The sequence below is a fragment of the Deinococcus sp. genome, from assembly GCF_025362455.1.
Lineage (GTDB): Bacteria > Deinococcota > Deinococci > Deinococcales > Deinococcaceae > Deinococcus.
In genome coordinates this window covers 1-4,643 of record NZ_JANYGJ010000009.1, presented here as the reverse complement: position 1 = coordinate 4,643, position 4,643 = coordinate 1, and the positions used below count along the sequence as shown (strand labels likewise).

Genomic DNA, 4,643 nt, shown 5'->3' with positions numbered 1-4,643 from the left:
CCTCCATTCAGCGGGGCCGGAGGGCCAGGACCATCACGCGGCAGGCCGACTGGCGGGCCGGGTCGCCCTGATCTCCGGCGGGGCGGGCGGTGTGGGTGAGGCCGCCTCGCGCCTGTTCGCCGCAGAGGGAGCCAGCATCGTCATCGTGGACCGGCAGGCCGAGGCAGGCGAGGCCCTGGCCGCCGAACTCCGGGCAAGTGGGGCGCAGGTGGTCTTCGCCCGCGCTGACGTGTCGATTGCCTCCGAGGTAAGGGCGGCGGTGCAGGTGGGCCTGGACGCCTTCGGGTTCATCGACGTGCTGTTCAACCACGCTGGAACCATCATCATCAAGCCCTTTCTCGACACCACCGAGGCCGACTGGGACGCGCTGATGGCCGTGAATGTCAAGAGCATGTTCCTGATGACGCGGGCGGTGCTGCCCTCGATGCTGGCGCGGGGCAAGGGCTCGGTGGTCTGCACGTCGAGCATCTCGGCGGTGGCCGTCACCCCGATGGAGGTGCTGTACTGCGTGACCAAGGCGGCGGTGCATCAGTTTGCCCGCGCCATCGCCGTCGAGTACCGTGACCGGGGCATTCGCTGCAACGCGGTGTGCCCCGGTTTCATCCGCACGCCACACGGGCTGCGCGAGGTGGCCGAGTTGCAGGCGCTGGGCGTGGACGCCTCGGAGGCCGCCATCGCCGCGCAGCAGGGGCGGCTGTGCGAGCCGGTCGAGGTGGCCCGCGCCGCCCTGTTTCTGGCCAGCGACGAGGCCAGCTTCGTCAACGGCGCACAGTTGTTCGTGGACAACGCCTTCACGGCGGTCTGAGCGGGCGGGGCCGAATTTCCGCTGAGGTGATGCACGGTTTAGAGCAGATGTCATAAAAAAACCCCTTTTATGGCCGAGCGGAGCGAGTAGTTTTGACTGAGCAAGGCGCAGAATGGAGGCGCGGGGAGGCTGTTTTCCCCGTGGCGTAATTCGGAGTACTGCTCTAAGCCATGTTCGAAAGGGGGCTTGCATGTACCACACCACGCTGGGCCAGACCCATTTCAGTTTCGCCGACCTCAGAGACCTGCTGGCCAAAGCTTCTGTGCTCAAGTCCGGCGACGAGCTGGCGGGCCTGGCCGCGAGCAGCGCTGCCGAGCGCGAGGCCGCCCGCTGCTGCCTGGCCGGATTGCCGCTGAATCTGTTTTTATCTGAACTCCTGATTCCCTACGAGACCGATGAAGTCACCCGCCTGATCGTGGACAGCCACGACGCGGCGGCCTTCGTGCCCGTCTCCGGCCTGAGCGTGGGCGCCTTCCGCGACTGGCTGCTCTCCGACATGGCAAGCCCGGCGGCGCTCTCGGCCCTCTCTTCCGGACTGACCCCGGAGATGGTGGCGGCGGTCTGCAAGCTGATGCGCAATCAGGATCTGGTTCTGGTGGCCCGCAAATGCCAGGTCGTGACCCGCTTTCGCAACACCATCGGCCTGCGCGGGCACTTCTCGACCCGGCTGCAACCCAACCACCCCACCGATGACCGGCGCGGCATCCTGGCCAGCACCCTCGACGGGCTGATGTTCGGCGCCGGGGACGCGGTGATCGGCGTCAACCCGGCGCTCGACAGCGTGGACGCCTGCACCGGGCTGCTCCACATGCTCGACGAGCTGCGCCAGAGTCTGAACATCCCCACCCAGAGCTGCGTGCTGACCCACGTGACCAACACCATTGCCTGCATCGAGCGCGGCGCCCCGGTGGACCTGGTGTTTCAGTCCGTCGCCGGAACGCAGGGTGCCAACGCGGGCTTCGGTATCGATCTGAGCCTGCTCGATGAGGCCCACGCGGCGGCGCAGTCCCTTCAGCGCGGCGCCGTGTTTCCAGATGGGAGGCGGGGCCAGAACGTCATGTATTTCGAGACGGGGCAGGGGAGTGCGCTCTCCAGCGGCGCCCACTGCGGCGTGGATCAGCAGACCATGGAGGCCCGCGCCTACGCGGTGGCGCGGCGCTACCAACCGCTGCTGGTCAACACGGTAGTGGGGTTCATCGGCCCGGAGTATTTATATGACGGTAAGCAGATTATCCGGGCGGGCCTGGAGGACCACTTCTGCGGCAAGCTGCTGGGGCTCCCGATGGGTTGCGACGTGTGCTACACCAACCACGCCGAGGCCGACTCCGACGATATGGACGTGCTGCTGACCATGCTGGGCGCGGCGGGCGCGAACTTCATCATGGGCGTGCCCGGCGCCGACGACATCATGCTGAACTACCAGTCCACCAGCTTCCACGACGCCTGGTACGTGCGCAAGGTGTTCGGGCGGCCCCCCGCGCCGGAGTTCGCCGCCTGGTTGGAGGGCGTGGGCCTGACCAGCGGCGGTGAGCTGCAACTGCCGTTTGCCGGGCTGCTGCGTGAGCGTCTGCTGGAGCTGGGCAGATGAGCGACGAGCCGGGCACGCTGACGCCCTGGGACAACCTGCGCCGGTATACCGACGCCCGCATCGCCCAGGGCCGGGTCGGCACGTCTGTGCCAACGGCGGAACTCCTGAAATTCCAGCAGGCCCACGCGCTCGCCCGCGACGCCGTGCATGCCGAGGCGGATTTTTCGGCGCTGAGCCAGTCGGGTCTGGGTCAGTACGCCGCGCTGCACGTCCGGTCCCGCGCCGCGCACCGCTCGGAGTATCTGCGCCGCCCGGACCTGGGGCGACGGCTGCACCCGGACTCGGCGCGGCTGCTTCAGGCCGCCCGCACCGACCCGCCGCCCGACGTGCTGATGATGGTCTCGGACGGCCTCTCGGCGCTCTCGGTCCGGCAGGCCCAGCCGCTGCTGGACGTGCTGCTGCCGGGCCTGCTGGCGCTGGGTCTGAATACGGCTCCGCTGCTGCTGGCCACCCAGGCCCGCGTGGCGCTGGCGGACGAGGCGGCGGTGATTCTGGGCGCCCGGCTGGTCATCCACCTGATCGGCGAGCGCCCCGGTCTCAGCAGCCCCGACAGCCTCGGCGCGTACCTGACGTACCAGCCGACCATGCAGACCCTCGACTCGGCCCGCAACTGCGTGTCCAACATCCGTCCGGCGGGGCTGGATGCGGGCACGGCGGCGCGGCGGCTGCTGTATCTGGCCGCTGAGGCGCTGCGGCGTGGGCTCAGCGGTGTGGACCTCAAGGACGAGAGCGCTGGCCCCAACACCGTGCTGAACCCGACTACTCCTTGATGAAAAAGCGCTCGCTGGCGTAGACCCCGGCGAAGGCCCGGCAGGCGGGCGCACTGCTGAACAGCCGCAGAAAGCCGCTCAGGAGTACACCGCTGAGGTCACACGAGGTCTTGCCGTTCAGCTTGCCCGTCGCCAGGAAGACTGGCCCCACGCCGCCGTCCAGCTCAAGCGTGCCGGTCAGCGTGATGGGGAGTTTACCTGGCCTGTTGAATTCGGCGGCAAACGGGATGAGGTCTTTACTGCCCATCTTCAAATTGAGAATCAGTCCCTGATTGCGCACCATGATCCAGGTCGAGGGCAGATCCTGGATGCCGGGGTCGGTGGCGGGGTCCAACCCGGCGTTGTCGAGCCAGCCCGCGTACTCTTTGCCGGTTTCGCCGATGTACAGCACGCAGGCGCCGTAATCCTTGACGTTACGCACGGCCACGAAATCGCCCTTGACCACGTAGCGCCCGGTCTGCTTCTGGAGGTCATCCCTGAAGTAAAGCCGGTCAGCGAGCACCACCGTCACGCCGGAATACGCAAACGTTCCCGACGTGTCGCAGGTGGCCCCCTCGGCCAGCGCCGCGCTCGCTGCGGCACAGACCAGGGTCAGCACCGGGGTCAACAGAAGTCGTTTCATGCCCGACGATACCCCACCCGGCAGGCTCTGGCGAGCGGATCATTTTATAGAGAGAGCGGCGAGATAGGGCCATGTTAGGATCAGCGTTGACGGTGGAGCCAACGGCTGTCAGCGGCACCATCTTGCGTGGAGCCTCAGCGGGTAGAGGGTTCTCCCGTTCGGCGATGGTCAGTTGGTCAGTGCAGAATCAAGTCAAGGAGATAACGTGAAGAGACTGATCGTTTTCGTAATGTTCTTTTCCTTTTCTGTCACTTTTGCCCAGTCGGTTGAGTTTTACCAGAACTACGACTATTCGCGCATTATCTACCAACAAATGGACAGAGTCGCCGAAGACAACCGGGATATCTACGAAGACAAGAGCGGAGGCAAGAGCGCTGCTGGCACGGTGCCGGGTGCAAATTCCGCTTCATCGGCAGCAGCGCTGAGTTTCAAGCCGTCGAGCAGGGTGAGCGAAGCAGTCACGAAAGTGATGCTCAGCAGTCTGAGTAAAGCCGAGAACAAACCCATTGCCCAGGTACTTTCCGAGATCACGGCTCAGCAAAACGAAGCGTTGCCTCCCATTGTCATCGCCCAGGTTATCAGGGCCAAAAATCTACCAGTCAACAACGTGGCCAGCTACTTCAATGCCTTTGTGGCCGCTTCTTATACGGTAATCTCAGGTAAATCCTTCGTGAGCACGCAGAGGCAGATGTTCTATACGCGGAGCAGCCAGCTTCTGGGCAAGGTGTTCGCACGCTCCAGCGACACGGTGAAACAGCAGATGTCGGAGTACCTGGCCTGGGAAGCCCAGAGGATTGTTGAGCAGAACCGGCGCAGTCCTCAAGCCGCCAGAAAGTCTGCGCTGGCCGTTCTGGAGCA

At 65.3% G+C, this 4,643-nt stretch carries 5 protein-coding genes; 4 read left to right on the top strand and 1 reads right to left on the bottom strand.

Going from position 1 to position 4,643, the window contains the following annotated elements; all coding sequences use genetic code 11:
• From Q0R23_RS00695 to eutC, 3 genes are all read left to right on the top strand, one after another.
• A partial coding sequence (locus tag Q0R23_RS00695) for an SDR family NAD(P)-dependent oxidoreductase (RefSeq protein ID WP_293909239.1) occupies positions 1-805 on the top strand: 805 nt, incomplete at its 5' end.
• Between the two features lie 190 nt (positions 806-995).
• Complete coding sequence (locus Q0R23_RS00690; protein WP_293909237.1) at positions 996-2,393, top strand: ethanolamine ammonia-lyase subunit EutB; 1,398 nt, start codon at positions 996-998, stop codon at positions 2,391-2,393.
• Positions 2,390-3,163, top strand: a complete 774-nt coding sequence (gene eutC, locus Q0R23_RS00685) for an ethanolamine ammonia-lyase subunit EutC (protein WP_293909234.1) — start codon at positions 2,390-2,392, stop codon at positions 3,161-3,163. The genes Q0R23_RS00690 and eutC overlap by 4 nt, the downstream gene beginning before the upstream one ends.
• On the opposite strand, the gene Q0R23_RS00680 is transcribed toward eutC, so the two are convergent.
• Entirely contained in the window at positions 3,153-3,785 is a 633-nt protein-coding gene (locus Q0R23_RS00680; RefSeq protein WP_293909232.1) for a hypothetical protein, read from the bottom strand. The two genes, eutC and Q0R23_RS00680, sit on opposite strands and share 11 nt — an antisense overlap.
• Positions 3,786-3,990: 205 nt before the next feature.
• Between Q0R23_RS00680 and Q0R23_RS00675 the strand changes: the two genes are divergently transcribed.
• Positions 3,991-4,643, top strand: a 653-nt coding sequence (locus Q0R23_RS00675; RefSeq protein ID WP_293909230.1) for a DUF6683 family protein, incomplete at its 3' end; no start/stop codon positions are given.